The sequence below is a fragment of the Mesorhizobium sp. CU3 genome (assembly GCF_006442965.1).
Classification (GTDB): domain Bacteria; phylum Pseudomonadota; class Alphaproteobacteria; order Rhizobiales; family Rhizobiaceae; genus Mesorhizobium.
This window is the reverse complement of sequence record NZ_VFWX01000058.1, coordinates 1-259: the sequence shown is the minus strand read 5'-3', so window position 1 is coordinate 259 and position 259 is coordinate 1. Positions and strand designations below refer to the sequence as shown.

General features: G+C 62.5%; 1 protein-coding gene. It reads left to right on the top strand.

The window, feature by feature from the left end; translation table 11 throughout:
- A partial coding sequence (locus FJ988_RS30595; protein ID WP_210242798.1) for a hypothetical protein occupies window positions 1–259 on the top strand: 259 nt, incomplete at both ends.

Here is a 259-nt window from a genome sequence, read left to right as displayed (position 1 = left end):
ACCTCAACTACATCGTCACCGGGGTCAACGACATCCGCTTCGTGCCCTGCGCGCCCGAACTGACCATCACCCCCAGCGTGGTCAACTTCCCCACACCGTCGCGCAAGGCACAGATCGGCGAAGTGGCCAGTACCGCCACGTTCAACTTGAGCCTGCGCAAAGCCTGCGACACTCCGTACACGGTGGACGCACGGTTCGCCACCACACCGGGAGGCGGCAGCTTGATCAATGGTTTGCTGGTGCCGGACAACAACAGCTC